The sequence below is a fragment of the Nonomuraea sp. NPDC050404 genome (genome assembly GCF_040655495.1).
Lineage (GTDB): Bacteria > Actinomycetota > Actinomycetes > Streptosporangiales > Streptosporangiaceae > Nonomuraea.
Map to the genome: position 1 here is coordinate 344,134 of NZ_JBFAKB010000008.1, position 23,035 is coordinate 367,168.

28 protein-coding genes are annotated in these 23,035 nt (G+C 70.4%); 15 read left to right on the forward strand and 13 right to left on the reverse strand.

Annotated elements, in window-relative coordinates:
* Position 1 precedes the first annotated feature (1 nt).
* From AB0I81_RS24715 to AB0I81_RS24725, 3 genes are all read right to left on the reverse strand, one after another.
* Positions 2–1,624: an FAD-binding protein gene (locus tag AB0I81_RS24715; protein ID WP_360660505.1), complete on the reverse strand. Its 1,623-nt coding sequence runs from the start codon at positions 1,622–1,624 to the stop codon at positions 2–4.
* Between the two features lie 140 nt (positions 1,625–1,764).
* Positions 1,765–2,802 (reverse strand): NAD(P)-dependent alcohol dehydrogenase, encoded by a 1,038-nt coding sequence (locus tag AB0I81_RS24720; protein WP_360660507.1) that lies wholly within the window; start codon positions 2,800–2,802, stop codon positions 1,765–1,767.
* 74 nt (positions 2,803–2,876) lie between these two features.
* On the reverse strand, positions 2,877–3,455 hold the full coding sequence (locus tag AB0I81_RS24725) for a helix-turn-helix domain-containing protein (RefSeq protein ID WP_360660510.1): 579 nt from the start codon (positions 3,453–3,455) through the stop codon (positions 2,877–2,879).
* A gap of 105 nt (positions 3,456–3,560) precedes the next feature.
* On the opposite strand from AB0I81_RS24725, the gene AB0I81_RS24730 reads away from it, so the two are divergent.
* Positions 3,561–4,466 carry a TIGR03620 family F420-dependent LLM class oxidoreductase gene (locus AB0I81_RS24730; RefSeq protein WP_360660513.1) on the forward strand — a complete coding sequence of 302 codons (906 nt, stop codon included), beginning with the start codon at positions 3,561–3,563 and terminating at the stop codon, positions 4,464–4,466.
* On the opposite strand, the gene AB0I81_RS24735 is transcribed toward AB0I81_RS24730, so the two are convergent.
* Positions 4,447–4,989, reverse strand: a complete 543-nt coding sequence (locus tag AB0I81_RS24735) for a dihydrofolate reductase family protein (protein ID WP_360660516.1) — start codon at positions 4,987–4,989, stop codon at positions 4,447–4,449. The two genes, AB0I81_RS24730 and AB0I81_RS24735, sit on opposite strands and share 20 nt — an antisense overlap.
* An 85-nt stretch (positions 4,990–5,074) precedes the next feature.
* Positions 5,075–5,827: a methyltransferase domain-containing protein gene (locus AB0I81_RS24740; RefSeq protein WP_360660519.1), complete on the reverse strand. Its 753-nt coding sequence runs from the start codon at positions 5,825–5,827 to the stop codon at positions 5,075–5,077.
* Positions 5,828–6,107: 280 nt separating this feature from the next.
* On the opposite strand from AB0I81_RS24740, the gene AB0I81_RS24745 reads away from it, so the two are divergent.
* The 7 genes from AB0I81_RS24745 (at position 6,108) to AB0I81_RS24775 (ending at position 9,001) form a co-directional block, all read left to right on the forward strand.
* Positions 6,108–6,875 (forward strand): nucleotidyltransferase family protein, encoded by a 768-nt coding sequence (locus AB0I81_RS24745; RefSeq protein ID WP_360660521.1) that lies wholly within the window; start codon positions 6,108–6,110, stop codon positions 6,873–6,875.
* A gap of 60 nt (positions 6,876–6,935) precedes the next feature.
* Positions 6,936–7,478, forward strand: coding sequence for a TetR family transcriptional regulator (locus tag AB0I81_RS24750; RefSeq protein ID WP_360660523.1), 543 nt, complete (start codon positions 6,936–6,938; stop codon positions 7,476–7,478).
* 2 nt (positions 7,479–7,480) lie between these two features.
* The gene (locus tag AB0I81_RS24755) at positions 7,481–7,828 is read left to right on the forward strand and encodes an SMR family transporter (RefSeq protein ID WP_360660526.1); all 348 of its coding nucleotides are present in this window, start codon (positions 7,481–7,483) and stop codon (positions 7,826–7,828) included.
* Entirely contained in the window at positions 7,825–8,151 is a 327-nt protein-coding gene (locus AB0I81_RS24760) for an SMR family transporter (RefSeq protein ID WP_360660529.1), read from the forward strand. The genes AB0I81_RS24755 and AB0I81_RS24760 overlap by 4 nt, the downstream gene beginning before the upstream one ends.
* A 255-nt stretch (positions 8,152–8,406) precedes the next feature.
* On the forward strand, positions 8,407–8,559 hold the full coding sequence (locus tag AB0I81_RS24765) for a hypothetical protein (protein WP_360660532.1): 153 nt from the start codon (positions 8,407–8,409) through the stop codon (positions 8,557–8,559).
* Complete coding sequence (locus tag AB0I81_RS24770) at positions 8,529–8,639, forward strand: Na+/H+ antiporter NhaA (protein ID WP_360660723.1); 111 nt, start codon at positions 8,529–8,531, stop codon at positions 8,637–8,639. Before AB0I81_RS24765 ends, AB0I81_RS24770 begins: the two co-directional genes overlap by 31 nt.
* A 26-nt stretch (positions 8,640–8,665) precedes the next feature.
* Positions 8,666–9,001 (forward strand): Na+/H+ antiporter NhaA, encoded by a 336-nt coding sequence (locus tag AB0I81_RS24775; protein WP_360660535.1) that lies wholly within the window; start codon positions 8,666–8,668, stop codon positions 8,999–9,001.
* Positions 9,002–9,020: 19 nt separating this feature from the next.
* Here the strand turns inward: AB0I81_RS24775 and AB0I81_RS24780 are convergent, their stop codons facing one another.
* From AB0I81_RS24780 to AB0I81_RS24795, 4 genes are all read right to left on the reverse strand, one after another.
* Positions 9,021–9,545 carry a DUF1707 domain-containing protein gene (locus AB0I81_RS24780; RefSeq protein WP_360660538.1) on the reverse strand — a complete coding sequence of 175 codons (525 nt, stop codon included), beginning with the start codon at positions 9,543–9,545 and terminating at the stop codon, positions 9,021–9,023.
* A gap of 74 nt (positions 9,546–9,619) precedes the next feature.
* Positions 9,620–10,222, reverse strand: coding sequence for a response regulator transcription factor (locus AB0I81_RS24785; protein ID WP_360660725.1), 603 nt, complete (start codon positions 10,220–10,222; stop codon positions 9,620–9,622).
* A gap of 42 nt (positions 10,223–10,264) precedes the next feature.
* Entirely contained in the window at positions 10,265–11,386 is a 1,122-nt protein-coding gene (locus AB0I81_RS24790) for a histidine kinase (RefSeq protein ID WP_360660541.1), read from the reverse strand.
* Between the two features lie 23 nt (positions 11,387–11,409).
* Positions 11,410–11,643 (reverse strand): hypothetical protein, encoded by a 234-nt coding sequence (locus tag AB0I81_RS24795; RefSeq protein ID WP_360660543.1) that lies wholly within the window; start codon positions 11,641–11,643, stop codon positions 11,410–11,412.
* Positions 11,644–11,854: 211 nt separating this feature from the next.
* Here AB0I81_RS24795 and AB0I81_RS24800 point away from each other — a divergent pair, with 211 nt between their 5' ends.
* Entirely contained in the window at positions 11,855–12,928 is a 1,074-nt protein-coding gene (locus AB0I81_RS24800) for a 3-oxoacyl-ACP synthase III (RefSeq protein WP_360660546.1), read from the forward strand.
* A gap of 4 nt (positions 12,929–12,932) precedes the next feature.
* Here the strand turns inward: AB0I81_RS24800 and AB0I81_RS24805 are convergent, their stop codons facing one another.
* Positions 12,933–13,937 (reverse strand): hypothetical protein, encoded by a 1,005-nt coding sequence (locus AB0I81_RS24805; protein WP_360660548.1) that lies wholly within the window; start codon positions 13,935–13,937, stop codon positions 12,933–12,935.
* A 123-nt stretch (positions 13,938–14,060) separates the two neighbouring features.
* Positions 14,061–14,936: a helix-turn-helix transcriptional regulator gene (locus AB0I81_RS24810; RefSeq protein WP_360660551.1), complete on the reverse strand. Its 876-nt coding sequence runs from the start codon at positions 14,934–14,936 to the stop codon at positions 14,061–14,063.
* Between the two features lie 145 nt (positions 14,937–15,081).
* Here AB0I81_RS24810 and AB0I81_RS24815 point away from each other — a divergent pair, with 145 nt between their 5' ends.
* On the forward strand, positions 15,082–15,861 hold the full coding sequence (locus AB0I81_RS24815) for an SDR family NAD(P)-dependent oxidoreductase (protein ID WP_360660553.1): 780 nt from the start codon (positions 15,082–15,084) through the stop codon (positions 15,859–15,861).
* Here the strand turns inward: AB0I81_RS24815 and AB0I81_RS24820 are convergent.
* A complete protein-coding gene (locus AB0I81_RS24820) occupies positions 15,846–16,424 on the reverse strand; it encodes a GNAT family N-acetyltransferase (RefSeq protein WP_360660556.1) in 579 nt (192 codons plus the stop codon). The genes AB0I81_RS24815 and AB0I81_RS24820 overlap by 16 nt on opposite strands.
* Positions 16,425–16,585: 161 nt before the next feature.
* Here AB0I81_RS24820 and AB0I81_RS24825 point away from each other — a divergent pair, with 161 nt between their 5' ends.
* The 5 genes from AB0I81_RS24825 to AB0I81_RS24845 are packed head-to-tail and all read left to right on the forward strand — an operon-like array spanning position 16,586 to position 21,640.
* Positions 16,586–18,160, forward strand: a complete 1,575-nt coding sequence (locus AB0I81_RS24825) for a tryptophan halogenase family protein (RefSeq protein ID WP_360660559.1) — start codon at positions 16,586–16,588, stop codon at positions 18,158–18,160.
* Positions 18,160–18,714, forward strand: a complete 555-nt coding sequence (locus AB0I81_RS24830) for a flavin reductase family protein (RefSeq protein WP_360660562.1) — start codon at positions 18,160–18,162, stop codon at positions 18,712–18,714. Before AB0I81_RS24825 ends, AB0I81_RS24830 begins: the two co-directional genes overlap by 1 nt.
* A gap of 22 nt (positions 18,715–18,736) precedes the next feature.
* Positions 18,737–19,582, forward strand: a complete 846-nt coding sequence (locus AB0I81_RS24835; protein WP_360660565.1) for a methyltransferase — start codon at positions 18,737–18,739, stop codon at positions 19,580–19,582.
* Positions 19,579–20,388 (forward strand): SDR family oxidoreductase, encoded by an 810-nt coding sequence (locus tag AB0I81_RS24840; RefSeq protein WP_360660568.1) that lies wholly within the window; start codon positions 19,579–19,581, stop codon positions 20,386–20,388. The genes AB0I81_RS24835 and AB0I81_RS24840 overlap by 4 nt, the downstream gene beginning before the upstream one ends.
* A 22-nt stretch (positions 20,389–20,410) precedes the next feature.
* Positions 20,411–21,640 carry a styrene monooxygenase/indole monooxygenase family protein gene (locus AB0I81_RS24845; protein ID WP_360660571.1) on the forward strand — a complete coding sequence of 410 codons (1,230 nt, stop codon included), beginning with the start codon at positions 20,411–20,413 and terminating at the stop codon, positions 21,638–21,640.
* Here the strand turns inward: AB0I81_RS24845 and AB0I81_RS24850 are convergent.
* A complete protein-coding gene (locus AB0I81_RS24850; RefSeq protein ID WP_360660573.1) occupies positions 21,626–23,017 on the reverse strand; it encodes a cellulase family glycosylhydrolase in 1,392 nt (463 codons plus the stop codon). The genes AB0I81_RS24845 and AB0I81_RS24850 overlap by 15 nt on opposite strands.
* Positions 23,018–23,035: the final 18 nt, after the last annotated feature.

A 23,035-nucleotide genomic window follows, 5' to 3' on the forward strand; every position in this document is an offset into this window, starting at 1 on the left:
GTCAGGCGGGCGGTTCGACGGACAGGGCGTGCCGGAAGACGCCACGCGGGTCCCAGCGGGCCTTGACCTGCTGGAGGCGGCGGTAGTTGCCCTTGTAGTAGAGGGTCTGCCACGGCACGCCGGAGGTGTTCCACTCCGGGTCGGCCAGGTCGACGTCCGGGTAGTTGATGTAGGAGCCGTCGTTGACCGGGCCGGGCACCGGGACGCCGCCGGTGCCGGCGTACACGTCGCGGTAGAAGTTCCGGACCCACGACAGGCGGGCCGCGTCGTCCGCCTCGGCGCCCCAGGCCGTGTGGTAAACCGCCTTCATGACCACGTCGCGCTGGGCGACCGCGGTGGCCGTGGGCGCCACCGCGCCCACCTGGCCGCCGTAGCCGATGAGCAGCATGCCGGAGCCCGGGTCGCCGGTGGCGTTGGTCAGGTGGCGGTGCACGGCGGCGATCTGCCCGCCGGTGAGTGAACGGCGCAGGTAGGCGGCCTTGTTCTTGTACCGGCGGGTGGTCGCGTCGCCGGACTCTCCCGTGCCGGGCCAGGTCATCTTGTGCAGCCACGGCATCGTCTGCCGGGAGTTGACGATCGGTTCGACGTCCGTGCCGGCGGTCATCGCGGACATGAACTCGTTCACGAGCCGGTCCACGCCGGGCAGGCCCGCGTCGGCCTGCACGGCCAGCGGGAAGTACTCGGCGCTGCGGTGCGAGAGCATGAAGATCGGGTACAGGCCCGTTCCCGGTGCGCCGGGCGCGCTGTTGCGCTCGTGCCAGACGCCGAAGTTGCGCACCAGCCGGGTGAACGTCCGCTCGGTCATGCCCTGCCAGGGCCAGGCGATCACGGCTTCGAGCATCTCGCTCGGCGACGCGGGCAACAGTTGCGACGGGTCGCCCTTGGCGCCGGGCGAGCGCAGCCAGTACCGGGTGACGATGCCGAAATTGCCGCCGCCACCGCCGGTGTGCGCCCACCACAGGTCGCGGTTGGGGTCGTCACGCTCGCGGGTGGCGACCACCGCTCGGGCGCTTCCGTCGCGGTCGGCCACCACGACCTCCACGCCGTACAGGTGGTCCACCACCGAGCCGTACCGGCGGGACAACACCCCGTACCCGCCGCCGGAGAAGTGCCCGCCGGCGCCCACCGCCGGGCAACTGCCTCCGGGGATCGTCACGCCCCAGCCCTTGAACAACGTCCGGTACACGTGCCCGAGCGTGGCTCCCGGCTGCACCGAGAAGGCCCGCATGTCGGCGTCGTAGCCGACCTCGTCCATCGGCGAGAGGTCGAGCAGCGTCTTCACTGCCGGGTCGGCGGTGAAGTTCTCGAAGCAGTGGCCGCCGCTGCGCACGGCGACCCGCCGCCCGGCGCGTACCGCCTCGTTCACCGCGCGCACCACCTGCTCGGTCGAGCCGACCACGCGGATCTCCTCCGGCCGCCCCGCGAAGCGGAAGTTGTTGCCCCGCCGCAGGCCCTCGTAGCGCGCGTCACCCGGCCGGATCCGTACCGGCTCGAATTTCACCGGCTCGGCCGCCGCCACCGCGTGCCCCGCCACGCCGGCCCCCAAGGCGCCGCCCGCCACGGCGCCCGCCCCCGCGAGCAGCAGGCGGCGGCTTACCTGATTACGTCCTGTGAGGCGACTCATCCCGATCCCTTTCCGGCCCCCGGTTCCCTGACGACCGGGCGTCCTCACCCTCCCAATGCCGCCACCGGGCGCACATCAGCCGATCTCATGGGACGCAGGCTGAACCGGGAATCCACCGAACGGCTGAGCCGGGCCGGCCGTCAGTCCAGGTCGGACAGGTCGAGCACGAAGCGGTAGCGCACATCGTTGCCCCTGAGGCGGTCGAGCACCTCGTTCGCGCGGGCAGAGGGCAGCACCTCGATGTCGGCGGCGATGCCCTTGTCCGCGCAGAAGGCCAGCATGGCCGCGGTCGCGGGCACGCCGCCGCTGCCCGCGGAGCTGAGCCTCTTGCGCCCCACGAGCAGGTCCATGGTCTCCACGGTGACCGGTCCCAGGTGCCCGAGGTGGCTGAGGGTGCCGTCCATGGCGACGAGCCGCAGGTACGGGCCGAGGTCGTGCGGCGCGGAGATGGTGTCGATGACGATGTCGAACCGGTCTCTGGCCTCGGCCATTTGCGCCGGATCCGTGGACACGACGAGCTCGTCGGCACCGAGGCGGCGCGCGTCCTCTGCCTTGCCCGGAGTGCGGCTGATGACCGAGGTGCCGGCGCCCAGGGCCACGGCCATCTTGACCGCCAGATGCCCGAGGCCGCCCAGCCCCGCCACGGCGACGCGGGTGCCCGGACCCACTCCCAGGGCTCGCAGGGGCTCCCAGACGGTGATCCCGGCGCAGAGCAGGGGAGCGGCGGCGGCCGGGTCCAGACCGGGAGGAAGGGGGTGGGCGAAGCGGTCGCGGACGACGTACTCGCGGGAGAAAGCGCCCAGGGTGGGCGATCCGTCGTGCCGGTCGGTGCCGCCGTAGGTCAGGGTGGGGAACTCGTGGCAGAAGTTCTCCTGACCGGCCCGGCACATGGGGCACTCGCCGCACGAATCGACGATGTTGCCGACCGCGACGGGGTCGCCGGGGGAGAAGCGGGTGACGGCGGGCCCGGTCTCGGTCACCACCCCCGTGAACTCGTGGCCCGGCACCAGGAGATCACCCGCCGCGCCGTCGTGGCCGCTCACCGCGTGCAGGTCGGTGTGGCAGACGCCGCAGTGGTCGACCCGGACCGCGAGGTCGTCGGGGCGCAGGTCGCGACGTCGCAGCGGGGTTCGCCGCAGGGCCGATCCGTCCGCCCGCAGACCAACGGTTGTTCGCACAGCGCAACTCCTTAAACAGACTGTTCTGTCTGTCAGTGTACGCGGCAAACCAACCGTTCTGTTTCTGAACCGTCCTAGCGCGCGGTCAGGCCGTCGAACAGCAGGCGGAACAGGCGGTCGAGGTCGCCGGGACCCCAGCCGGAGTTCTGCTCGTAGGCCCAGGCCACGCCGAACACCAGCGTGGACAGATCGATCACGGTCAGGTCGGCGCGGATCTCCCCGCTGTGCTGGGCACGGGCCAGCAGGGCCTCGCCCGCCGCGCGCATGGACACGCACGAGGCGTGCAGGGCGGAGGACTCGTCCCGGAGGGTCGCGGACAGGGCGGCCGTCAGACCGCGGAAGGTCGTGCCGGCGGCGGCGAAGCCGTGTGCCCACGTGATGAGCGCTTCGCGGGGGCGGGCATGTCCGAGCAGCGTACGGGCCTCGGCGCCGAGCGCGTCGAACCGCTCGCGCAGCACCGCCTCCAGCAGGGCCTCTCGGGTGGGGAAGTGCCGGTAGAGCGTGCCGATGCCGACCCCGGCGCGGGCGGCGACGTCCTCCAGCGAGGCGGTCACGCCGTCCTGTTCAAAGGCGGCCCGCGCCTCGGCCACCAGCCGGTCGCGGTTGCGCCGGGCGTCGGCCCGCAGCGGTCGCGCGGTCGTCTCGCCGCCCATGCTCGTCCCCTTCGCCGTTGCCAACCGGAGCCTGCCTCCGTATCGTATCCCGCAGAGGAAGCGGAGGCAGCCTCCGCATGGTTCCGGATGAGGAGTGTGACGGCGATGGACCTCGGGGAGACCAGGGACAGGCTCGGCGCGTACGGCGTGTGGATCGCGCCCATGACGCTGCTCGGCACGCCGATACCCGTGCAACGGGAACAGTTCGCCCGCATGGAACGGCTGGGCTACCGGTCGTTGTGGACCGGGGAGCCGCCCGCCGCCTCGCCGGCCGGTGGGCGCGAGATCTTCACGCAACTCGCGGTCGTCCTGGCCGCGACCGAGCGGCTGATCGCCGGCGCGGGCATCGCCAACGTCGGCGTACGCGAGCCGACGGCCATGCACACGGCGGCCGCCACGCTCGCGGAGGCATATCCGGGCCGGCTCGTGCTCGGGCTCGGCGGCCACCCCGGCGAGCGGCCCGTCAGCGGCCTGCGCGACTACCTCGACGCCATGGACGAGGCCGCCACCCGCCTCCTGCCCGGCATCGGCTACCCCCGCGTGCTGGCCGCCCTCGGCCCCAGGGCGCACCGGCTGGCCGCCGCCCGGGCCGCCGGCGTGCACCCCTTCCTGCAGCCGGTCGAGCACACCGGGATCGCCCGCGAGTCACTCGGGCCGGACCCGCTGGTCATCCCGCACCAGATCCTGGCCGCCGACCCCGACCCGGACACGGCCAGGGAACGGCTGCGCGCCCTGTTCCGGGCCGGGCAGCGCAACGTCGAGAACGCCTACTCGGCCAACTACCGCAGGCTCGGCTACGGCGACGACGACCTGGCGGACGACCGCAGCGACCGGCTCGTGGACGCCATCCTGGCCTGGGGGGACGAGGCCGCGGTCGTCCGCCGCCTGCGCGCCCACCTGGACGCCGGGGCCGACCACGTCCTGCTGCACCCCCTGGCCGCCGACCTGCCCTCGGCCGTGGACGAACTCGAACGGCTCGCGCCGCACCTGGTCACTTCACGGCATAGGTGAGCCCGAGGATGCCGTTCTCCAGCCGCACGACGTCCACCAGGCGCAGGAACGTGTTGTCGATGCCCTCGTACAGGCGCCCGCCGCTGCCCGCGATCACGGGGACCAGCCAGAACAGGTACTCATCCACCAGCTGGTGCTCCAGCAGCGTGCGGCTGAGCGGGCCGCCGCTGCCGACCTTCAGGATGTCGCCTCCCGGGCCCTTCTTCAACTCGGCGACCCGCTCGGCGACGTCACCCTCGATGAGGGCGGCGTTCCAGGAGGTCTCCTTCAGCGTGGTCGAGGCGACGTGCTTCGGGATGGTGTTCATCCTGACCGCGTAGTCGCCGAACTGCTCCTCCAGGTGCGGCCAGACCGCCGCGTGCTGCTCGTAGCTGACCCGCCCGTACAGCAGGGCGTCCACCGAGAACAGCAGGTCGTGCGAGCGCTGTTGGAACTCCCCTGCCCAGAGCTCGCCGAGCCAGTTCTGCGGGGTGCTGATCTGCCCGTCCAGCGTCACCACGGCCTGCTCAATGATCTTCCTCATCGCCCGTTCCTTCTCTCGTTGCGGGTGCTTCCGGCAACGCGTCGAACGGCACGGGCCGAGATCGACAGGGATCTCGGAAGATTTTTCAGCCGGCTCGGCGGGCGAGGGTGAGGTCGGTGGTGAAGGTCATGTCCACGCCGTCGCCCAGCAGGTCAGCCTGCTCGCGCAGCACCTCCTCGCGGACGCCGGGGTCGAGGATCCGGTAGGCGGAGATGGTACGGCCCAGGTCGAGGTAGCGGTCGGTGCCGTACCACTCGGTCCGGGTGTAGAAGCGCTCGTCCAGGTCGGTGAAGCGCGGGTCGCCGGCCAGCGGATGCGGGGGCCGCTCGCGGAGGTTCACCTCGTCCTGGTGCAGGCTGTAGCTCGTCACGCCGCGGCGATGGGCCACCTCGGCGAGAGCGGCCCGCAGGCCGGGGTCGGTGACGAGATAGTGGTTCCAGAACAACGCCAGCGCTCCCGAGGGGGCCAGCGCCGCGTGGGCCAGGTCCCAGCGCCGGTCCGGGTCCACCCAGTGCCAGGCCTGCGCCGAATACACCAGGGCGAACCGCCGGTCGGGGACGTAATCCTCAAAAATCCCGCTCTCCACCCGTACGCCGGGGCACTTGGCCGCCAGCGCCGCCGCCATCCTGGCATCCGGCTCGATGCACGTCAGATCTACCCCGCGGGTGGCGAAAACGGTCGTGGCCTTGCCCGTCCCCGCCCCCACCTCCAGCACCGGGCCGGCCGGCGCGTACGCCAGCGCCTCGGTGACGAGCTGTTCCGGATAGCCGGGCCTGGCCGACTCGTACAACTCGACCGCCTCGCCGAACACCACACTGCGCTCACGATCAACCGGCACGGCACTCTCCTTCACTATCAGTGACACTGCGTCATGACCCCATATGACAGTACGTCACGGTGCGATCATGACGCCTTCGTACTGCCGGGCGGGCACGGCAACCGATGGGATCGGTGTTCGGGCTGATCACAGCGGCCTGGTCGGGCATCGCCGGCCTCATCGGCTTCGCGGCGGCCGCACTCGTGCGCATCCGCTCGCTCGGCGCCTTCGGCGTGCGCCGCACCACCTGGCGATGCCGGACAGGGTGCCCGGACCCCGCAGGACGTCTAGATTGCGGGGCATGACTTTCGACGATCTCATCCCTTCCGCCGGTGAGTCCCCGCTCGTGTCGCGGCCGGTGACCCAGGCCGTGATCCTCGCCGGCGGTCAGGGTTCGCGGCTGCGCCCCTACACCGACACGCGGCCCAAGCCGATGGTCGAGATCCCGGGCACCGGCCTTCCCATCATCGGCCACCAGCTCGAATGGCTGGCCGCGGAGGGGGTGACCGACGCCGTCATCTCCTGCGGCTACCTCGCCGAGGTGGTGCTCGACTGGGTGAACGAGGCCAAGCTGCCGCTCAACGTGACCCCGGTCGTCGAGGCCGAGGCGCTCGGGCGCGGCGGCGGGCTGAAGTTCGCCGCCGCCTCACTGCCCCGGCCGGACGAGCCCTGGTACGCCACCAACGGCGACATCTGGACCCGCTTCAGCCTGCGCGCCATGGCCGACTTCCACCACGAGCGCGAGGCCCACGCCACCCTCGCCCTGGCCCGTCCCCGCCTCCCGTGGGGAACCGTGGACATCGACCGGTTCGGCAACGTGCTGGACTTCGTCGAGGCTCCGCCGTCGCCCTACCCCGTCAACGCCGGCGTCTACGTCTTCTCCGCCTCGTTCACCTCGATGTTGCCGGACCGCGGCGACCACGAGCGCAGCACGTTCCCGCACCTCGCCCGCCAGCGCCTTCTGGCGGGTTACGAGTTGCCGCAGGGGGTGTACTGGCGGGCCATCGACACGGCCAAGGACCTGCGGGAGGCGGCCAAGGAACTGGCGGCCTTCCGCACGAAGTCCTGAGCCGGCCTTGCTTTACCATCCGGAAGGTAGCTTTACCTTCCGGATGGTAAAGTAACGTGCATGGGATCAAGTAAACGGGAACAGATCTTGGACGGCGCGCTGGAACTGCTGCGCGCCGACGGCGGCGGCACGCTCACCCTGGACGCGGCCGCACGGCAGGCCGGGCTGACCAAACCGGGCCTGATGTACCACTTCGCCACCAAAGAAGCGCTGGTGCTCGGCGTGGTCGAGTACGTCGCGGAGCGGTGGGAGAACCTGATGCTGGCCCGCCTGGGCCGGCCCCTGGAGACGGCCACGCCGCACCAGCGGATCCGCGTTTACGTCGAGGTCGCCATGACCGGGCAGTTCGACCGCGCGGACTTCGCGGTCTTCTTCGACGCGGTCTACCGGGAGGCCTTCACCGCCGGCTGGGTGCGGCGCTTCGAGCCATGGTTGTCGCTGCCCGACGACCTGCCGGAACGGGACCGGGCACGGCTGACCGCCGCGCGGCTGCTGGCCGACGGCTACTGGACGGCCGCGGCCACCGGCGTCTTCCCCGTCCCCGCCGCCGACCACGCGCGGTTGTCCGGGGTCGTTGACGAACTCATGAGGGAGGAGGCGTAGCGATGAGGAAATGGTCGTTGCTGGTGTCGGCGATCCTGCTCGAAGTGACCGCCACGCTGTCGATGCGCGCCGCCCTGGACCACCCCGCCTGGTACGTGCTGATGGTCGCCGGCTACCTCGGCGCGTTCACGGCGCTCGGCCTGGTCCTGCGCGAGGGCATGGCGCTCGGCGTCGCCTACGGTATCTGGGGCGCGGCCGGCGTCGCCCTGACCGCCCTCCTGGCCAGGGTGTTCTTCGGTGACGCGCTCACCCTCGTGATGGGCGCGGGCATCGCCCTGGTCATCGCGGGCGTCCTGTGCGTGGAGCTCGGTCAGAACGCGCACCGCGTACGGGAAGGAAGCCCCTCATGATGTGGTTCATGCTCATCGCGGCCATCCTCGTCGAGGTGGCGGCCACCCTCGCGCTGCGCATGGCGTCCCGGCCGGACGCGCGCAAGGGGTGGTTCGTGATCGTGGTCGGGGGTTACCTGGCGGCGTTCGCCCTCATGACCGTCGCCCTGCGTGAGGGCATGGCGCTCGGGGTCGCCTACGGCATCTGGGTCGCCTCCGGCGTCGCGCTGACCGCGCTCGCCTCGCGGGTGTTGTTCAAGGAGACCTTCACCAAGGTGATGGGGCTGGGCATCGGCCTGATCGCCGGTGGTGTGCTGGTCATCGAACTCGGTGCGGTGCACTGATCCGGGTAAGGTGAGATCTGGCAGGTGGAACGGGTGGTGAGGGAGGCGGCGATGTACGATGTCCGCCCCTGCGCCCGGGTCCGGCCGCTTCGGCCGCTGGAGTTCCGTCCGACCGGCACGAACGGCTACGTCAGCACGTGGGCGTGATCATGGGCATTCGCCCGCCGACGAAGGTCGCCTGAAGCGCATACGGCCCGGGGGCCGGCCCCAGAGGCCGGCAGCCATCCTTCGTACCGTCTCGGAGACGTTTTCTTCATGCCTGCTCTCACGCGGATCATCGCCGCGCTGCGTTCGGACACGGTCAGCGGCCTGCTGCTCATCGGCGCCGCCCTGGTGGCGCTGATCTGGGCCAACTGCGCGATCCCCGCCGCGCGCTGCTGCCCGTCGTCGCCGCGCTCGGCGGGGTGATCGTGCCCGCCGCGGTGTTCCTGGCGATCAACGCGGGGGCGGCGGGGGAGGAGGTGTCGCGCTGCCCCTCTTCGCGCTGATGTCGGCGTGAATCACCCTGTCCGGGGTGGGCGGCTTCTGGTCCAGCACCGTCACCTGGGGCGTGCTGGCCCGGCTGGTCGGCGGCAAGCTGGTGGGCATCCTCGGCTCCTCCTGGTTCACCGCCCGCTTCACCCGCGCGCACCTCAACCCGCAACTGTCCTGGCTCGACATCGCGGGCGTCGGCCTGCTCGGCGGGATCGGTTTCACCGTCTCCCTGCTCATGGCCGAGCTCTCCTACTCCAGCCCGTCCCACCTGACCGACGCCAAAGGCGCCATCCTCCTGGCCTCGGTCGTGTCCTGCCTGCTGAGCGCGCTCGCGTTCGGCGTCCGTGGCCGTCTCAAGCTCCGCGTGGCTCGATAGCGCCGCCCGGCCCGGGGGCTCAATGCCTCGCGTGGCAGATCTTCAGCTGCCCCAGGCCCATGGCTCCCGAGATCCGGATCGTCGGACCGCCGGGGCGGGCTCCCCGTGGGGTCTTGTGCAGCGGGCTCTTCCACCCGGTGAACAGGCTCTCGACGTCGACGATCGCGTCGCGCGGCACGGTGATCACGGCCCTGCCGGTGCCGAGCCGCAGCTCGATGTCGACCACCGGATGCTCGATGACCGCCCGGGACAGGTCCAGGTGCACCCGTCCCAGCGCGGACTCCACCTTGAGCGTCCGGGGCACCCGCCATGCGCCGCTCCGCCGGATGCGCCCGCCGGCGGCGGCGATCGTGGCCGTGGCGCCCGCGTCCGGCTGCGGGAGGGCGGCCAGAGCCGAGCTGAGCTCGCTTCGCGTCCTGGCGGTGAGCGCGTGGTGGAGGGCCTCGTCCAGGTCCTCGTGCGAGAGGTGCCCATCGGCGTAGGCGTCCCGCAGGCGCCGCACGGCCGTGTCGCGGTCGTCCTCGCTGACGATCGGTTCTGCCACGGCCCCTCCATTGGGTACAACGTACGCGGTTAGGAGGTCAGACTAGGTTACTGGGTACCGCGTACGCAACCGGCTCACAACCAGTCGTGCTCGCGCGCGTACCGGGCCGCCTCGTGGCGGGTTCTGGTCTGGGTCTTCTGCATGGCGTTGGAGAGGTAGTTGCGCACCGTGCCCTCCGCCAGGTGGAGCCGGGTGGCGATGTCGGCGACCGAGTAGCCCTCGCCGGTCGTCCGCAGCACATCGATCTCGCGGTCGGTGAGCGGGCAGTCGTCGACGACGGCGAGCGCGGAGACGTCCGGGTCCACCCACCGCTTGCCGGCGTGCAGCGTCTTGATCACCGAGACGATGTGCGCCGGCTCAGCGGACTTGCTGACGAAGCCCTGCACGCCGAGCTTGAGCGCCTTGCGGAGCACGCCGGGCCTGGCGTGGCGGGTCAGCATGAGGATCACCTGGTGCGGGCGTACCCTGCGGATCTCCGCGACGGCGTCGAGCCCGTCCACGCTGGGCATCTCCAGGTCGATGACGAGCACGTCGGGCTCGTGCCGCAGCGTCGCCTGCACGGCCGCCCCACCGTCCTCGGCTTCGGCGAGCACGGTGATCTCGCCCTCGAGAGGGAGCAGCGACGCCAGCGCCTTGCGGAGGAGAGCCTCGTCATCGGCGAGCACCACGGTGGTCATCGGCAGTCCTTCCACGGTCAAGATCGGTCGTCCTTCCACACGTCAGAGGGCCGCGGCCGAACGGCCGTGCGGGAATGCCGCCGCCGTCAGGAAACGCCCGTCCTTCTGCTGCACCGTCAGCTCGCCCCCGTTGGTCGCCATCCGGTCCCTGAGGGTAGCGAGCCCGCTGAGCCTGTGCGGCGCAGCCTCATGAACGCCGTCGTTGACAATGGTGATACCCGCCTTCGACAGGGTGATCCGCACCTGCCCGGCCTGGGCGTGCCGCAGGATGTTGGTCGTCGTCTCCCGCAGGACCTGGCCGAGCAGCTCGCCCGCGTGCGCGTCGACCTCGGCCTCACGCTCGACGTGCACCCGGATGCCCGCGGCCTCGAAGAGGTTCTTCGCGTTCTCCAGCTCGGCGGACAGGTTGAGCCGCCGCTGCGCGTAGGCGAGCGCCTTGGTCTGGGCGATGGTGTCGCCGACCAGGGCGTTGATCTCGCGCAGCTCCTCCTGCGCCCGGGCGGCGTCGGTACGCACCAGCTTCTCGGCCAGCGCGCTCTTCAGCTTCACCACGTGCAGCGTGTGACCCTGGATGTCGTGCAGATCGCTGGCGAAGCGCATGCGCTCCCGGGTGACGGCCAGCTCCGCCTCGCGGTCGCGTGACTCCTGCAGCTCCGCGATGAGGTCGTAGAAGAGCTTGTTGATGAACATGAAGCCGGTGGACAGCACCACGACCCCGGCGGGGACGAGGACGTAACTGGTCAGAACGCGGGCGAGATCGTCCTGCGGCACCATCAGTCTCGTGGCGCCCGCGGCGGCGACGAAGACGGTCAGGCCCACGGCGGCGATGCCCCGGTGACGCGGCAGGTGGGGGATGGTGATCGAGCCCACGATGGCGATGCCGCAGAAGGCCGTCATGTCGCCCGACACCAGCACGCCGTACAACCACACCGCCGCGCTGACGATCAGGCAGGGGATCGCGACGCGGGAGAGGCCGCTGGCCGGCCACCGCGCGATCGCCACCAGCCCCGCCAGCACCCCCGCGCTCAGGACCACGGCCTCCCACCACGTCCCGGACTCGATCACCACCAGCAGCGCACCCATCGGGGCGAGGACCGCGAGCTGAGCCCAGACGTTGATCTGGTGCAGCCGTCGCCGCGTCATCGTTCCGGGTTTGCGCGTCATGCGTGATTCTCCATGGGACGGGCTCACCGGTCGTCACCCGGCTGCCGGAGTCTCGGGCTGAGCAGCGGGAGCGCCAGGGCGCTCGCCACGGCGATGGCCATGGCCGTCCACATCAGCCACTGGTTGTCATCCAGCCACGACCGCACGTCTTCGGAGAAGGGGGCCAGGCCGAGGTTGTGCAGGGAGAACGCCGCGCAGACCAGCAGGAAGACGGCCGTGTTGGCCATCAGCAGTATGCGCGGGGTTCTGGTGTCCATGGTGCGGCTCCGGGGTCTGACAGCGGGTATGCCGCCAGTTTCCTGCCGGTTCCGTTCTGCCACTAGTGACACTGCGTCATGATTTCGCCCGACAAAGCGTCACAAGTGAGGTAGATCACCCGATCTGCGACTTGAGTATGCCGTAACGGCGGGGTGTGTCCTGTCTCCACCTGGACAAGCCGCGCTTCACATCTTCCCGGAGGAGAACGACATGCTCACGACGCTGACGACAGGATCCGGCACGCGCCGCGCCGGCGGCTCTGCCACCGGCAACGACACCCAGCACTTCGGCAACGCCGCCGTGCTGGCGGTGTGCGGGCTCGAAGCCCCGCATGTGGTCACCTCCGCCGAGTTCGACGAGCGGCTGGCCGCCACGTACGCCCGGCTGCGGCTGCGCGCCGGGATGCTGGAGGATGTGGCGGGGGTGCGGGAGCGGCGGTGGTGGCCGGCCGACGTCACCTTCACCGAGGTCGCGGCCCTGGCCGGGGCACGCGCGCTCACCGAGGCCGGGATCGGCGCCGACTCGGTCGGGCTGCTGATCGACACGTCGGTCAGCCGGGCCCACCTGGAGCCGTCGTCGGCCGTCGCCGTGCACCATGCCCTCGGCCTGCCGACCTCGTGCCTCAACTTCGACCTGGGCAACGCCTGCCTCGGCTTCCTCAACGCCGTCCAGCTCGCCGCCACCATGATCGACGCCGGTCGCGTCGAGCACGCCCTGATCGTGGACGGCGAATGCGCGCGCCTCACGCAGACCCGCACCCTGGAGCGCCTGGCGCGTCAGGACGCCACGCGGGAAGAGGTGTTCGCGCAGTTCGCCACCCTCACCCTCGGCTCGGGCGCCGCCGCGATGGTGCTCGGGCGGCGTGACCAGCACCCCGAGGGGCACCCCTTGACGGCCACGACCACCCGCGCCCACACCGAGCACCACCGGCTCTGCGTCGGCGATCTCGACGGCATGCACACCGACGCCAAGGGGCTGCTCGTCGCGGGCGCCGACATCGCCACGGCCACCTGGGCGGCCGCGGCGGCGGAGTTCGACTGGTCGGACATGGACTGGTACATCACCCACCAGGTCTCCACCGCTCACAGCCGGGCGCTGTGCGGGGCGGTCGGGATCGATCCCGAGCGGGTTCCGCTGACCTTCCCGGCCTACGGCAACATGGGTCCGGCGACCATCCCGTTCACCCTCGCCGCGCAGGCGGGCAAACTCCGCCGCGGCGACCGGGTCCTGCTGATGGGCGCGGGGTCCGGCCTCAACGCCTGCTGCGCCGAAGTGACCTGGTGACCGGCTACCGGGGGAGGGTGGCGGTGAGGCCGGCCTCGATGTGGGTGACCGCGGCCATGGCGCCGTAGGCCAGCAGGTACACCGTGCAGTGGTCGCTGAAGCGGCGGTCGGTGGCCCGCCAGGCGGCGACCAGTTCGCCGGTCGCCTCCTCGGGCGCCAGCCCCGCCAGGATCGCCACCTTCGCCCCCGCTCGCTCGTGCTCCGCCAGCGGAGACAGCGACTCCTCCAGCCAGTCGCCGGCGGGCCTGCGGCGGCCACGGTGCTCCGCGATCGTCCCGGCCGCCACCTGCGCCGCGGCGGGCGACAGGAGGCCGGCGCCCTGCGCGGCGGTGGCGACGAGCGCGGCGTACGCCGTGCCGATCGGCCGACCGGCCGCCCACCCCGGCTCCTCGCCGGCGGGCAGCCCGTCCAGCAGCGGCAGGGTGACGCCCGGCCGCAGGTCCTGGTCGAGGTCGCGCAGGACCGGGGCGCCCTCGAACGGCGGCTCGTCGCCGGCCACCATGCTGCCCGGGGTGAGCCCGGCAGGCAGCATGACGGCCGCCATCCTGTCGATGAAGTGCCTGAACAGCGTCGTACCGACATATTCGGCCACCGCGTCGCCGCCGAACGGCGCCGCCACCGGGTCGCCTCCGGTGGCGACCGCCCATCGCAGCAGGGCCGCCAGCGCGGGATCGGCGGGCCGGCCGCCGCCCTCGACGGTGTCGGCGAGCTCCTTCTGACCGAGCAGCCGCAGCACTCCCAGGAACGCCTGGATCTCGAAGTCCATCTCGTTGACCTGCGCCACGCCCAGCGTCACCACGGCCTTCTCCAGCGCCGGAACCTCGCCGGCCAGCTGGGCCTCGCGCATGAGCGACCAGCCGGCCGCCAGCAGCTCAGGTGACGGGGACATCATCATCACCGCCGGGCCGATGTTGCTGTACTCGGCGTTGACCTGCGCGTAGACCTCCGCCACGACGCCGGTCGCGCGGTCCGGGGAGACGGGTGTGATGTGGCGTACCAGTGACTGCATGGTTCGTGGCCCCTCGACGGTTGTGCGATGTGGAGCCTTGATCCTCGCCGCGGGAGGCCGCCGCCGTCGTCGTACGGCCGGAGACAGTACGCGCTACGCCCGTGACCGTAGGTTCCCCCGCGTCTACGGCTCCGGGAGTAGGCGGCGGCCGTCACCCGTCGTACGCTCGGCCGGCGGCAGCACGGCGGAGGCGAGGAGCGCCAGCTTGTCGGCGTCCCCGGTGCCGGAGTCGGGGTGGTAGATGGCGAGCACCTGGCCGGCCGTGCCGCTGACGCTGAGCTTCTCGCGGTTCAGCCACAGCTCGCCCAGCTGCGGATGGTCGAGGTGCACGGGCGCGGGCACGCCGTTCCTGGCCCGGACGTCGTGCCGGGCCCACAACCGGCGGAAACGGGGGCTGGCCAGGGAGAGCTCGCCGACGAGCTCGATGAAGCGGGGATCGTCGGTGTCGGTGCCGACGGACTGGCGGAAGCCGGCCACCAGGCCGGCGGTGACGAGCTCCCAGTCCGGGTAGAGGCTCTGCTCGGCAGGGTCGAGGAACACGTCCCGCAGCCGGTTACCTCCCGGCACGAGGCGCGGCGACAACGCGGTGGCCAGCGGATTGGCGGCGAGCACGTCGAAGTAGCGGCCCTCCACGAACGCGGGCAGCGGCAGCGTCGCCACGAGCTTGGCGATGCCGGGCGGGACGGTCTCCTTGCGTGGCCTGCGCCGCGGGCGGCGTGGCTTGGGGGAGCCGAGGCCGAGCAGGTAGGCCGCCGCGTCGTCGTCCAGCCGCAACACGCGGGCCAGCGACTCCAGGACCTGCACGGAGGGGTTGCGGTCGCGGCCCTGCTCCAGGCGCAGGTAGTAGTCGGCGCTGATGCCGGCCAGCATCGCGACCTCCTCCCGGCGCAGCCCGGCCACCCGCCGGATCCCCAGCACCGGGAGCCCCGCCTGCTCCGGGGTGACGAGCTGGCGTCGCGCCCGCAGGTAGTCGCCCAGGCGGTTCGGCTCCTCAGTCATGAATCCACCGTAACGCCCCACGTCGGGAGCCTGCCTGGTCCTGTCACCCCCAGGATCGCGGGGGCTCTGGCAGGGCCGCCACCGCCCCCTGAGCATGGTCCGGCGGCTCATCGAGCCGTCATGGCTTTCATCGGAAGGAACGACAATGAGCAAGCTCGCACTCGTCACCGGCGCCACCTCCGGAATCGGCCGGGCCTTCGCCGAGCGCCTGGCCGCCGACGGACACGACCTGATCATCGTGGGCCGGCGCAAGGAACGCCTGGACGAGTTCGCCGCCGCGCACCCCCGGGCCGCGGTACGGGTGGTGGCCGCCGACCTGTCCACCGACGCGGGCATCGACACCGTCGCCGGGATCGCTGCGGCCGAGCCGGTGACCATGCTCGTCAACAACGCCGGCGTCGCCCACTACATGCCGCTCGCCGACCTGCCCGCCGCCAAGGCCGGGGAAGTCGTGCACGTCAAGGTCGTCGCGCCGACGCTGCTCAGCCGGGCGGTGGTCGCGGGCATGCTGGAGCGCGGCGCCGGCACGATCGTGAACGTGGCCGGCATGCTGGCCTTCAGCGGCCCCGCCCCGCACTCCCAGATGCCCCGGCGGGCGGTCTACACCGGCACGCTGGCCCACCTCGTCGCGATGTCCCAGACCCTGTCCGCCGAGCTGGAGGGGACGGGCGTCCGGGTGCAGGTGCTGGTCCCGGGCGTGGTGGCCACCGAGTTCCACGAACGTCAGGGCATGGACCTGAGCGCGGTGCCCCGCATGCCGGCCGCCGACGTCGTCTCCGCCGGCCTGCGCGGACTGGAACTGGGCGAGGTGGTCACCGCTCCGGGCGTCGAGGACGCGGGCCTGCTGGAGGCGATCTTCCGGGCCGGTCTGGCGGCCTTCGGGGCCCAGAGCCCGGAACTCGCCACGCGCTACCGCCTGTCCTGAGCCGATCGGGCGAGCCACTGCTCGCGGGTGATCGCGTACTCGACCTCGCCGAGGTCGGCGCCGGGCAGCGGTTCGTCCCAGTCCACGTGGAAGGTACGGACGTGCTCCATGCCCAGGGTGGCCATCGTCGCGCGGGAGGCGGCGTTGACCGCCATGGTCTCGGCGAAGACCCGGGTCAGCCGGAGGTCCTCGAATCCGTGACGGAGGAGCTCGCGAGCCCCCTCACTGGCCAGGCCCCGGCGCCAGTGGCGGCGAAGGAGCCGGTATCCGAGCTCGGCCTGCCCTTCGACCGGGCCCTGGTCGGCGCGGGTGGGCGGCTCCAGGATCCACCAGCCGACGAACCGCCCGTCCACGAAACCGACCCAGAAGCCGAGCCCCGCACGGCGGCGCCCGGCGGCCAGCCGCTCGCGGTGCAGGGCCTCGACCTCCTCGCGGGTGCGTGCGCGGCCGGTGAGGTAACGCATGACCTCAGGGTCGGCGTCCAGCTCGACTTGGTGTTCGAGGTGCTCGTCGGAGAGCGGGACGAGTTCGATCCGGCCGGTACGCAGCATCGCCTGGGACATGGGAGGCATTCTCGCGCCCGTGCCGCTCGCCGGTCATCCGCTTTTCCGGCCGGAGACGTCAAGCGGCATCCGGCACGAAGCTGTCAAGCATCAAAACAAACTCGACAGGTCCGGACGGCGGCCGGCCACCCGGGAAGAGCCGGCCGGTGTGTCATGGAGGCATGAATCGGGAAGAGCGCCGAATCAGGAAAGTGGTCATTCTCGGCGGCGGAATCGCCGGTTGGATGACGGCCTCATATCTCGGCAGGGCCCTCGGGCCGGCGGTGAACATCACCGTCCTGGAAGCCCCGGCGATTCCGGAGATCGGCGCCGGCGAGGCCACCGCGCCCAATCTGCACACGTCGTTCTTCGACTTTCTCGGAATTTCCGAGGAGGAGTGGATGCGAGAGTGCAACGCCAGCTTCAGAATGGGCACCCGGTTCGTCAACTGGCGTACGCCGGGGACCGGTCGGGCCACGCCGCGGCCTCTGGGTGGCGGCGCCGATCACTTCGACCGCCTCTTCGGGCCGCCCGCCGGTCACGACGGCCTGCCGCTGACGCACTACTGGACGCACGGGCGGCTGACCGGCCGGACCGGGGAGCCGTACGACTACGCCTGCTACCGCAGGCCGGTGGCGTTCGACCACAAGTTGTCGCCGCGCCGCATGGACGGCACCAGGTGGACCAGCTACGCCTGGCACTTCGACGCCCACCTGGTCGCCGACTTCCTGTGCCGGTTCGCCGTCAAGAAGCAGGGCGCGACGCACATCGAGGACCAGCTGACCGAGGCGGTCATCGACCGGCACGGCCACATCACGGCGCTGCGCACCAAGGCCGGCCGCGCCATCGAGGGTGAGCTGTTCGTGGACTGCTCGGGGGTCCAGGGGCTGCTGATCAACCAGGCGATGCGCGAGCCGTTCCTGGACCTGGACGACCACCTGCTCAACGACCGGGCGGTGACCACCGCCGTCCCGCACGACGACGCCGCCCACGGCGTCGAGCCGTTCACCTCCGCCATCGCGATGAGCTCCGGCTGGACCTGGAAGATCCCGATGCCGGGCCGGTTCGGCACCGGCTACGTGTACTCCAGCCGATTCGGCGGCCAGGACGAGGCGACCGGGGAGTTCTGCCGGATGTGGGGGCTGGATCCGGAGATCCAGCCGCTCAACCACCTGCGCTACCGGGCCGGCCGCAACCGGCGCGCGTGGGTGGGCAACTGCGTGAGCATCGGGCCGTCCTGCTCTTTCCTGGAGCCGCTGGGGTCCACCGGCGTCGACTTCATCCACGGGGCGCTGTGCCGGCTGGTCAAGCATTTCCCGGACAGGCGGTTCGACCCGATGGCAGCTGATCGGTTCAACCAGGAGATCGAGGCGATGTTCGCCGACTCCCGCGATTTCGTGCAGAGCCACTTTCGCTTCGCGCCGCGCGAGGACACGCCTTTCTGGCGGGCCTGCAAGGAACTCAAGCCGGTTGAAGAGCTCACGGAGAAGGTGCGCAGGTATCGCGCCGGCGACATGCCCGCGGCCGGCCTCGGCGAGTTCTGGAGCGACGGCGGTTACCACTGCGTGCTCGCCGGGCTGGGTTTCCTGCCCGGCCGCCCGCCGGCCGGACTTCGCCGGGAGGCCATCGAGTCCGCGGAGGCGGTGTTCGCCGGAATCAAGCGCGAGCAGCGCGAACTCGTGCACACGGCGCCACCGCTTTTCGACTACCTCCGGCAGTTGCACTGGCGGCAGGCGGCCGTGGCGGGAGCCTTCTGATGCGCGGGCTGGCCGATGACAGGCGTCCGCGAATCGCGCATTCCAGGAGCCTTTCCGTGGCCGTCAGAAAAGGGACCGTCGATCTGGCCGCCGATTATCGATCGCTGATGGCGGAGTTCCCGACCGGCGTGGCCATTGTGACGGCCGCCGAAAGCGAAGGGCGGCCGCGCGGAATGACCTGTTCGTCGCTCTGCAGTCTCAGCATCGCACCGCCGACCTTGCTCGTGTGCCTGCGTAACGAGAGCCCCACGCTGGAGTCGGTCACGAACAGCGCGAGCTTCGTGGTGAATCTGCTGCACGACGGCAGCCGCGAAATCGCGGAACTGTTCAGCTCCGGCGATCCGGCGCGATTCGACAAGGTGCGCTGGACCGGCGGCCCCGCCGGGCCCCACCTGGCCGAGCACGCGCACGCGCTCGCCGGGTGTTCCGTGCGCGGCCTGCTGAACGAAGGAACCCACACGATCGTGCTCGGCGAGGTCGTGTACGCCCGGCGGCTCTCGGACCGGGCGCCGCTCCTGTACGGCCGCCGGCATTACCTGGCATGGCCGGAATAACCCACATCCACTCGAGGTCAAAATGATCACGGAACACCTGCTCGGCCGGACCGAGCCCATGTCCTTCTACGAGAACAGCGCGTACCGCAGCGGCCCGCTGTCCTACGGGAAGGACACCGAGAAACACCGGCTGTGCGCCCTCACCGGAGCGCTGGACCCGACCTCCATGAAAGTTCTCAACGCGGTCCGCATCCGCAGGGGCTGGCACTGCCTCGAAATCGGAGCCGGTTCCGGCACGATGGCGCAGTATTTACTGGGCATGGTCGGCCCCGGTGGACGCGTCGTGGCCACAGAACTCGACCTGAGCCTGCTGGCCACCGCGCGCGACTGTGGCGTGGAGGTCGTCGAGCACGATGTCGTCAGGGACGACTTCCCCGCCCGGCGGTTCGACCTCGTGCACGCCAGGTGCGTCTTCGAGCACATCGGCGGCGAACACCGCGAGGCGGCACTGAACAAGGTCGTGGGCTGGCTGAAACCGGGAGGCTGGCTGGTCGTGGAGGCGGCCGGCCTGGAGCCGGAACAGACGGACCCGTCGTCGTCCATGGTCAATCAGGCGGCGGAGATCGCGAGCCGCTACTTCGCCAGGGTGATGGGCTCCGATCTGCACTGGCCCCGGACCCTGGATGCGACGTTCGCGTCACTGGGACTGCGCGAGATCGGCCTCACCAGCAACCGGATGATCGTCGGAAAGGGCGAATCCACCGACCAGGTTCTGACCCTGACGCTGCGGCAGAACGAAGCGGAACTGATCAGGCTCGGACTGCTGGAGGAGGGATTCATCGGCCGGCTGGAGCGATATCTGGAAAGCGCCGAGTCCTCCGAGCCGATGTCGACCCTCTACTCGGTGTGGGGACGGGTGCCCCAATGAAGACGCTCACAGGCAGGCGGCACGCCCTGGTGACCGGTTCCAGCAGCGGGATCGGCGCCGCCATCGCGATGAAGTTCGCCGAGGAGGGCATTCTCGTCTCGGTCCACGGACGCGATGTCGACCGGACCAACGAGGTGGCCGAGAAGATCGCGAGCCACGGCACCGAGGTCGTCGCACTCATCGGGGACGTGAGCAGCGACCTCGAAGTGGCCGCCATCGTCGAGCGGGCGCAGGAGGCACACGGCCCGATCGACATCCTCGTGAACAACGCCGGCCGGATGCCGGACTTCTTCCCGGACTGGGAGAGGACGTCCACCGGAGAATGGCTCGAACTCTACGACACCAATGTCATCGGGGCCGTCCGCTTCGTGCGGAACGTGCTTCCGCAGATGCGGCAGGGCGGCTGGGGGCGCATCATCCAGATCGGCAGCATCTCGGCCGACGCCCCGCCGCCAGGAACGCAGATCAGCTACGGAGCCACGAAAGCCGCCCTGCTCAACTTCTCCGTCGGGCTCGCCAGAATGCTGGGCGGCAGCGGAATCACGGTGAACTGCGTGAGTCCGGGCACCATCGAGACACCCGGCCTGGCCAGGATATTCGCCAACGGCGACCCCGGGCCGAGTTTCGGAAACACCTGGCCCGAGGTCCGCAGGCAACTCGTCTCGGGAATCAGGAAGAACTGCGCCGGAAGAATGGGCGGCGTGGAAGAGGTCGCCGAACTCGTGGCCTTTCTGTGCTCGACGAAGGCCGACTACATCAGCGGCGTCAACTACCGCATCGACGGCGGGACGATCAACGGCCGATAAGCCACGACAACGGGAGGGAACCATGCGAAGCATCGCCGTCATCGGCGCCGGACAGGCCGGCCTGATGGTCTCGCTGGGACTGCAGCGTGCCGGCTATCACGTGACGATCGTGTCGGAGCGCACGGCCGAGGAGATCAAGGCAGGGCGGGTGCTCTCCGGCCAGTGCCTGTTCGACCCGGCACTGCGCCAGGAGCGCAAACTGGGCCTGCACCACTGGGACGACGTGGCGGCGCGGGTGGTCGACTTCCGGTTCTCGATGGGCGGCAACGAGTCTCCCGACCGGCAGGTCTCCTGGAGCACCCGATTCGACCGCCCCGCCACTTCGGTGGATCAACGCCTGAAAATGTCGCGCTGGCTGGAGGAGTTCGTCAAACGCGGTGGCGACCTGCGAATCGGCAGGGCCGATATCGACGACATGGACCGCTACGCGGCCCAGAACGACCTGGTGCTGGTCGCGACCGGGCGCGGAGAGCAGTTCTCCGCCCTGTTCCGGCGCGACGACGCGCACTCCCCGTACCGGGAGCCGCAACGAGCCCTGGCGCTGATCTACGTGTCGGTCAACGGCAGCTCCGCGACCTCACCACCGCTTCAGCTCACCTTCAACGCGCAGCCCGGAGTGGGAGAGCTCTACTGGCTGCCGATCTTCTCCGTCAACGGACCCGTCCACGGTCTCTGCCTGTCCGGCATTCCCGGCGGCCCGCTGGACTGCTGGCAGGGCGTCACGGACATCGAACAACAATGGGAGCTGACCAGAGAGCTCATCCGGAGATACTTCGCCTGGGAGGCGGACGTCTTCGCCGGCGCCTGGCCGGCGGGGCAGTCGGATTCGCTGATCGGGCGCGTGACGCCCACGGTGCGCCACGCGGTGGGCACCCTTCCGTCCGGCAGGTACGTCTTGGCGATGGGTGACGCGGCGATCACCAATGACCCGATCGCCGGTCAAGGCGCGAACAACGCCGCACATTGTGCGGTCTCCTACCTCGACTCGATCCTCGGCCACGGGGGCCGGCGGTTCGACCGGGCGTTCATGGAAGGCTGCTACGCCCGCTACTGGAATTACGCGAAACATTCGACCCGCCTGAGCAATGACCTGCTGGCGCCACCGGCGGATCACGTGGTCGAGACATTAACGGCGGCGCAGTCCATTCCCGAGGTCGCTCATCGTTTCGCCTCGATGTTCAGTGAGCCGAGCGAATACGGGGCGTGGCTGGCGGATCCTGGTACGGCGCGCCGGTATCTACAACGCTTGTAGGGACCGCAACTGGGCGGTTCTTCTCGCACGGACGACCAGCCGGTCGTCCTGCCAGGTGATGTCGAACGCGTCCGGATCGTCGGCGTCGGCCGTCCATGCCGAGGGGCGGTTTTCGAGGGGAAAGTGGAGTTCCTGACCGGCGTGGACGGTTATGGGCAGAGCTCCGGTGGAGTGGTGCCAGTAGCCGTTGAGTTGGAATGTGGCGAAGCGGTCGCGGTAATCCGGGGAGTCGTCGGTGTAGCCCCAGGCCGGGATGTGGAGGGGTGGGCGGCCGAAGGCGGCGTTGACGACCTCGGGACGCCGGGTGCAGGCGTCCCATGGGATGGCGTCGAGGTAGCGCTGGAGGATGTCCCAGGCCCGGTCCGGGGGGAGCGCTGGGTCGGCGATGAGGTGCCAGTCGCCGGGCGGGTTGGCGGAGACGGGTGAGGTGAGAGTGTCGAGCTTCTTCCACGGCCAGAGGTTCCAGCCGATGGTGTGGTGTTCGTAGAGGCGGTGGGCGGCGTAGATCCATTGGGCGGTGTTTTCGCCGCCTTCGCCCATGTAGATGGGGAGGCCGAGCTGGTCGCGGGTGTCGAGGTAGGGCTGGATGCTGGCGCGGTCGGGTGGGCACCAGTAGCGGTGGAATTGCAGGGCGGAGTTGGGGTCGAGGACTTCGGTGAAGATGGACCAGTTGGTGGCCCAGTGTGAGCCTTCGTAGATGATCAGGTGGGACGGGTCGATCGCCCGGATGGCGGCGGTCAGGTCGCGATAAAGGGTGATGAGGTCGGCGGCATACACGTGCTGCCATTGGTTGGGCAGGGGTTCGTTGAGCAGGTCGTAGCCGAGCACGGTGGTGTTGGTCTTGTAGCGGCGGGCGATCTCTTCCCAGAGGTGGATGGTGAGCCGCCGGTTGCGCTCGTGCATGAAGAGTTCGGGTTCGCCATGGGAGTCGTCGATGTTGGTGCCGGTCTGCCCGCCGGGGGCTCCGTGCAGGTCGAGCAGCACGAGCAGGCCGTGGGTCCGGGCCCAGCGCAGCAGATCGTCGATGTGGGTGAAGCCGTCCAGGAAGACGCCGTCGGCATCGACGAGGTGGCGGGCGTTCAACGGCAGGCGGATGTGGTCGAAGCCTAGGCGGGCGATGGCGGCCACGTCGGCTTCGGTGATGAAGGTGGCGCGGAAGCGGGTCCAGAACTCGGCGGCTTTTGCGGGGCCGACGAGGGTTTGCAGGTGTTGTTCGATTTGGCGTTGTGAGCTGAGCTCGTCACCGAATTTCCACATGTAGCCTTCGGCGAGCAGCCAGTTGCCCAGGCCGATGCCGCGTGGCAGGAGGGGGTTGCCGGTGCCGTCGACCAGTCGGGCGCCGTCGGCCCGGACGAAGCCGGTGACGAGATCGTTCATAGAGCGTTCCTCAATCGC

Coding starts and splice junctions, on each gene's coding strand:
- AB0I81_RS24715 (WP_360660505.1), bottom strand. CDS start 1,624: ATGAGTCGCCTCACAGGACGTAATCAGGTAAGCCGCCGCCTGCTGCTC.
- AB0I81_RS24725 (WP_360660510.1), bottom strand. CDS start 3,455: ATGGGCGGCGAGACGACCGCGCGACCGCTGCGGGCCGACGCCCGGCGC.
- AB0I81_RS24730 (WP_360660513.1), top strand. CDS start 3,561: ATGGACCTCGGGGAGACCAGGGACAGGCTCGGCGCGTACGGCGTGTGG.
- AB0I81_RS24735 (WP_360660516.1), bottom strand. CDS start 4,989: ATGAGGAAGATCATTGAGCAGGCCGTGGTGACGCTGGACGGGCAGATC.
- AB0I81_RS24745 (WP_360660521.1), top strand. CDS start 6,108: ATGACTTTCGACGATCTCATCCCTTCCGCCGGTGAGTCCCCGCTCGTG.
- AB0I81_RS24750 (WP_360660523.1), top strand. CDS start 6,936: ATGGGATCAAGTAAACGGGAACAGATCTTGGACGGCGCGCTGGAACTG.
- AB0I81_RS24755 (WP_360660526.1), top strand. CDS start 7,481: ATGAGGAAATGGTCGTTGCTGGTGTCGGCGATCCTGCTCGAAGTGACC.
- AB0I81_RS24760 (WP_360660529.1), top strand. CDS start 7,825: ATGATGTGGTTCATGCTCATCGCGGCCATCCTCGTCGAGGTGGCGGCC.
- AB0I81_RS24765 (WP_360660532.1), top strand. CDS start 8,407: ATGCCTGCTCTCACGCGGATCATCGCCGCGCTGCGTTCGGACACGGTC.
- AB0I81_RS24785 (WP_360660725.1), bottom strand. CDS start 10,222: ATGACCACCGTGGTGCTCGCCGATGACGAGGCTCTCCTCCGCAAGGCG.
- AB0I81_RS24790 (WP_360660541.1), bottom strand. CDS start 11,386: ATGACGCGCAAACCCGGAACGATGACGCGGCGACGGCTGCACCAGATC.
- AB0I81_RS24795 (WP_360660543.1), bottom strand. CDS start 11,643: ATGGACACCAGAACCCCGCGCATACTGCTGATGGCCAACACGGCCGTC.
- AB0I81_RS24800 (WP_360660546.1), top strand. CDS start 11,855: ATGCTCACGACGCTGACGACAGGATCCGGCACGCGCCGCGCCGGCGGC.
- AB0I81_RS24805 (WP_360660548.1), bottom strand. CDS start 13,937: ATGCAGTCACTGGTACGCCACATCACACCCGTCTCCCCGGACCGCGCG.
- AB0I81_RS24810 (WP_360660551.1), bottom strand. CDS start 14,936: ATGACTGAGGAGCCGAACCGCCTGGGCGACTACCTGCGGGCGCGACGC.
- AB0I81_RS24815 (WP_360660553.1), top strand. CDS start 15,082: ATGAGCAAGCTCGCACTCGTCACCGGCGCCACCTCCGGAATCGGCCGG.
- AB0I81_RS24820 (WP_360660556.1), bottom strand. CDS start 16,424: ATGTCCCAGGCGATGCTGCGTACCGGCCGGATCGAACTCGTCCCGCTC.
- AB0I81_RS24825 (WP_360660559.1), top strand. CDS start 16,586: ATGAATCGGGAAGAGCGCCGAATCAGGAAAGTGGTCATTCTCGGCGGC.
- AB0I81_RS24830 (WP_360660562.1), top strand. CDS start 18,160: ATGCGCGGGCTGGCCGATGACAGGCGTCCGCGAATCGCGCATTCCAGG.
- AB0I81_RS24835 (WP_360660565.1), top strand. CDS start 18,737: ATGATCACGGAACACCTGCTCGGCCGGACCGAGCCCATGTCCTTCTAC.
- AB0I81_RS24840 (WP_360660568.1), top strand. CDS start 19,579: ATGAAGACGCTCACAGGCAGGCGGCACGCCCTGGTGACCGGTTCCAGC.
- AB0I81_RS24845 (WP_360660571.1), top strand. CDS start 20,411: ATGCGAAGCATCGCCGTCATCGGCGCCGGACAGGCCGGCCTGATGGTC.
- AB0I81_RS24850 (WP_360660573.1), bottom strand. CDS start 23,017: ATGAACGATCTCGTCACCGGCTTCGTCCGGGCCGACGGCGCCCGACTG.